The sequence below is a fragment of the Nocardiopsis sp. RV163 genome, from assembly GCF_001029525.1.
Lineage (GTDB): Bacteria > Actinomycetota > Actinomycetes > Streptosporangiales > Streptosporangiaceae > Nocardiopsis > Nocardiopsis dassonvillei.
Genome location: NZ_LEKI01000187.1, coordinates 9,789 through 14,597, shown reverse-complemented (window position 1 = coordinate 14,597; position 4,809 = coordinate 9,789). Strand labels below are relative to the sequence as shown.

The 4,809-nt window shown below is 70.8% G+C and carries 2 protein-coding genes and 1 pseudogene; all 3 read left to right on the top strand.

Annotated elements, in window-relative coordinates:
• Window positions 1-156 precede the first annotated feature (156 nt).
• A complete protein-coding gene (locus ABD54_RS23265; protein WP_047871664.1) occupies window positions 157-3,150 on the top strand; it encodes a family 16 glycoside hydrolase in 2,994 nt (997 codons plus the stop codon).
• Window positions 3,151-3,379: 229 nt separating this feature from the next.
• Window positions 3,380-3,946 carry a type I-E CRISPR-associated protein Cas6/Cse3/CasE gene (locus ABD54_RS23260; RefSeq protein WP_047871667.1) on the top strand — a complete coding sequence of 189 codons (567 nt, stop codon included), beginning with the start codon at window positions 3,380-3,382 and terminating at the stop codon, window positions 3,944-3,946.
• 500 nt (window positions 3,947-4,446) lie between these two features.
• Window positions 4,447-4,809, top strand: a pseudogene (locus ABD54_RS28125) (B/F/G family RNA polymerase sigma-70 factor); the annotation flags it as partial.

Here is a 4,809-nt window from a genome sequence, read left to right as displayed (position 1 = left end):
AGCGCGCTCGCTGCCCTCACCCGCATCCGCCAGGCGCGGCGGTCCACCGACCCCCGACCCCCGACCCGCACCGCGTCCACGCGTGCGCCCGACACGGGCCAGCGCCGACGCGCGCCGACGAAGACGACGACACCCAGTCACGCGAGGTGATAGTCCATGCCTGCTCGACCACGCGGTTACCTGGCCGCGGCCCTGGGGTGCGCCCTGGTCGCCGGGTCACTCCTCCCGGCGGGAACCGCCGCCGCCGATCCCACCGACCTGCCGCCGCAGGAGCCCGGAGTCACGCTCCAGGCCTTCGACGTCGGTTTCGAACCGCAGGAGATCTGCACCCTGACCGAAGGGCAGACGCCCAACGTCGACGTCCTGCGTTCGGATGTCGACTGGGAGACCACCGGGGAATTCGGCGGTATCGCCAACAACTTCATGGCGCGCGTGACCGGGAACATCCACGTGACCGGGGAAGGCCTCTACGAATTCCGGATCATCAGTGACGACGGGTCACGCCTGAACGTCAACGGCGAGGAGATCATCGAGAACGACCGGAGGCAGCCCCCGACGGCGGCCGACGGCTCGGTCGAGCTGACCGCGGGCGCGCACGCCCTGCGCATCGACTACTTCCAAGGGGCCTTCGACAAGGCGCTGCGCCTGGAGTGGAGGCCACCCGGAACGGACGCGTTCGTCCTCGTTCCCGAGTCGGCGCTGACCACCGACGCCGACGTCACCCGTGTGACCGCGCCCGGCGTGAAGACGTGCACCGACGCCGACGACGGTCCCGGTGACGGGGCTCCGCTGGCCGGAGTGCACCCGAACTACACCTTGACCGACCTGCGGCCGGAGGGCTACGAGCCCATGGTCACCGGCATGGACTGGTTCGACGACGGCCGCATGGTCATCACCACCTGGGCGGGGCGCGAGAGCTTCGACGGCGCCGTGGAGATCGTCGACGGCACCGTGGGGGAGGGCGCCGGCCCCGGCACGACCACAACCGAGGTCGTCGCGACCGACATGAACGAGCCGCAGGGGGTGCTCGTCGACGACGGCGAGGTCATCGTCTCGGAGAAGCACCAGCTCAGCCGACTGGTCGACGAGGACGGCGACGGCTTCTACGAGGACACCGAGGCCATCGCCACCTGGCCCTCCGGCGGGACCTACCACGAGTTCGCGTTCGGACTCCTGGCGGACGAGGACCACTACTACCTCAACCTGTCGGTGGCCATCACGCCCGGCGGCCGGACCACGGTGCCCCAGCACGTCGAGAACCGCGGCACCTCGGTGAAGATCGACAAGGGGACCGGCGAGCTGGAGTACGTCGCCGGCGGTCTGCGCACCCCGAACGGCATCGGCTGGGGCCCCGGGGGGGAGATCTTCGTGGCGGACAACCAGGGGGACTGGCTGCCGGCCTCCAAACTGGTCGAGATCGAACCGGACGCCTTCTACAACCACTACACCACCCCGGCGGGCCCCTTCGACGACCAACCGGTCACCGAGCCGGTGCTGTGGCTGCCGCACAACGAGATCTCGAACTCGCCCACCAACCCGGTGCTGGTCGAGGAGGGCCCGTTCGCGGGGCAGATGGTGTTCGGCGACGTCACCTACGGCGGGATCCAGCGCGCCTTCCTGGAGGAGGTCGACGGAAGGAAGCAGGGCGCGGTGTTCCGGATGACCCAGGGCCTGGAGTCCGGCGTCAGCCGTCTCGCCCTCGGCCCGGACGGCTCGTTCTACGTCGGCGGGATCGGCGGAGGCGGCAACTGGGAGCAGCCGGGCAAGCTCCCCTACGGCCTGCAGAAGCTGACGCCCACCTCCGAGGAGGCCATGGACATCGTGTCGATGGAGGTCACGGAGTCCGGGTTCGACATCACCTACACCCAGCCGGTGGCCGACGACGTGGTCGAGAACGTCGGCGAGCGGTACCGGATCGAGCAGTGGTCCTACACCCCGACCTCGCAGTACGGCGGACCAAAACGCAATGAGGAGACCCTGGCCGTCACCGGTGCCTCCGTCTCCGACGACGGGCGCACGGTGAGCCTGGACATCGCCGGTCTGCGCGAGGACCGCGTCGTGCACGTGCGTTCTCCGAGGCCCTTCGCCTCCGCGGACGGCACCGAGCTGTGGAGTACCGAGGCCTGGTACACCGTCCACTCCATCCCCGGCTACGTCGAGCCGCCCAACGAGACCGGCGTGTACGAGGCCGAGGACGGGACGCTGCGGGGCGGCGCGGACATCGACGACGAGCACCCCCACTTCACCGGCGAGGGCTACGTCGACGGCTTCGGCGGCGTCGGCGCCTCTCTGACTTGGGAGGTCGGGGTCGACGAGGCGGGGACCTATCCGGTGACCCTGCGCTACTCCAACGGCCCCGACCCGTTCGCCGGCACCAAGACGATCTCGCTCGGCGTCAACGGTGAGGACCGGGGGCAGATCGCGCTGGAGACGACCGGGACCTGGCAGACGTGGGCCGACCACGTCGAGCGGCTCGACCTCCTGGAGGGGACCAACACCATCACGCTCTCCGCCGACGAGGACGACGACCGCCACCTGAACTGGGACCACCTGCGGATCCAGCGGGAGTCCTGCGTCCCGGCCGAGCCGGACGAGGGCTACCGCATGCTCTTCGACGGCACCGAGGAGAGCTTCGCCGACTGGGAGATGGTCGGGCCCGGCGGCTTCGTCACGCAGGCCGACTGCACCATGCGCTCCATCGGCGGACTCGGCCTGATCACCCACCCGGAGGAGCTCACCGACTACAGCCTGGCCCTGGACTGGAAGATGGGCGGCGACGACAACTCCGGCGTGCACATCGGCCTCCCCGACCCCGAGGGCGGCCCCGGGGTGCGCAACCGCGCCTTCGAGGTGCAGATCGACGCCACGGACGAGCCCGAGCTCACCACGGGAGCGATCTACGACTTCCAGGGGGCAGACATCGCTGCCAGGGACGAGGCGCTCAACCCGCCGGGGGAGTGGAACACCTACGAGATCGTGGTCGAGGAGCTGAACGTCACGGTCTACCTCAACGGCGTGCTGATCAACGAGTTCGACACCGAGGGCGCCCACCCCGACCGGGACCTGTCCTCGGGCCGTGTCGGGTTGCAGAACCACCACACCGGTTCCGACGTCTGGTTCCGCAACGTGCAGGTGAGGGACCTGGACTGAGGCGGCCGTCGGTTCCACGCGTCCTGAACCGGTGGACCGCTCCCCGGGAGCCAGACCGGGAGAACCGGCGCCGGCCGCCGGGGAGCGGTCCTGCGCGGACGGGCCGAGCCGGGGTCCGGTGCCTCGTACAGTGGGAACTCCGTTCCGGGCGGAGGCGATCCTCGACGCCCCGCGACCGGACACGAACACCGACCCCCGCCCCGGCGGGGACGCCCCGGAGGGGAACTCCTTGTACCTGTCCCGCATCAACCTCGACCCCAAGCGCAGCGCCCGGATGGACCAGTGGGCGGTCATGGGGCAGGCCGTGCGCAGAGCGGTCGATCCCGACCCCGAGTCCGACGCCCGCGTGCTGTGGGCGCGCACCTCGCCGAGCACGCTGGTGGTCAGCTCCGACACCGCCCCCGCCTGGGGCAAGGTCCCCGGCGCGACCTCCGCCGCGATCCACCCGATGCCCCGCTACTCCGAGGGTGAGACCGTCCGCTGGGAGCTCATCACGGCGCCCGCCGCGCCGCGCGGCGCCGGGGCCTCCGGGGAGGGGGCGCGCCCGCGCGGCAAGCGTGTCCCCCTCCCGGAGGAGGAGTTCGAGGGCTGGCTGGACGCCAAGCTCGCGGACGCGCTGGACATCACCTCGGTGCGGTGGAAGCACCTGGGCGGCAGGCCCGCGCGGTACCACTTCACCGGCGAGGCCGTGGTGCGCGACAGCGAGGCGCTCCAGGAGCTGTGCCTGGACGGCGTCGGCGCGGGCACGGCCACGGGGGCCGGGCTGCTCCTCGCCAGCCCGCTCGCCCCGAGGTAGACCGGGGCTCCCCGGACGTCCTGCGAACCCCCGGACTTCGCAGGTTCCGCACCCCCACCCGGGTGCCCCCGTGTCCGCGAAGCGCAGGTCCGGCGCTCCTCCCGCCGGGGCCCGGGGCTCCCGCCCGCCGCCGCCCCGGTGCCGGAGGCGGGCGGGCCGGGCGCCTCCCGCACGTGTCGGACCACGTCCGGAGCCCGGAACCGTGCGACTGTGTATCCGACCGGCGCGGACGCCTCAGACCGGGCTAGCTGGCCGCGGCGCCTCGGGAGCACCGGCGGCGGTGCCACGGGACGAATGGATATTCGTGTCGGATTTGAGGTGATTTGACGATTTTTGAATAATAATTGTCGTATTGCAACAAAAATTTGGATTCGTGGCTTTTGAAGCCGTTCCTCAGGGAACCTAGTCTGTGCATCGCGGCTGTCCCGCCAGCCACAGGGCCACCGGCCCCGCGAGTCGCGTGCGGGTTCGCGCCGCCGGTGTCCTGCCCAGGCAGGTACATGAGCACACAGGACAGAGCACCGGGGGGTTTCCTCTTGTCCACGTCTCTCAACGAAGCACACACGCCGACGACCGTCACCGGCCGACTGCCCGCGATCCCCAGACCGCGCAGGCCGGTCGAGGCCACCGTCCCCGAGGGCACGGTGGCCGAAGAGGTCAGGGAAGAAGAGGTCGGGGAAACCGGGGAGGTCCGCCCCGAGGAGCTGATCTCCCGGCTGCGCGGCCTCGCCGACGACGATCCCAGGGCCGATGAGCTGCGTGAGCGGGTGGTCGTGCTCTACCAGCCCCTGATCAACAAGATCGCGCGCCGCTACGGGGGGCGCGGCGAGCCGATCGAAGACCTGAAGCAGACCGCGATGGTG

Excerpts from the sequence above, each read along its gene's own strand:
- ABD54_RS23265 (WP_047871664.1), top strand. The coding sequence starts at position 157 with ATGCCTGCTCGACCACGCGGTTACCTGGCCGCGGCCCTGGGGTGCGCC.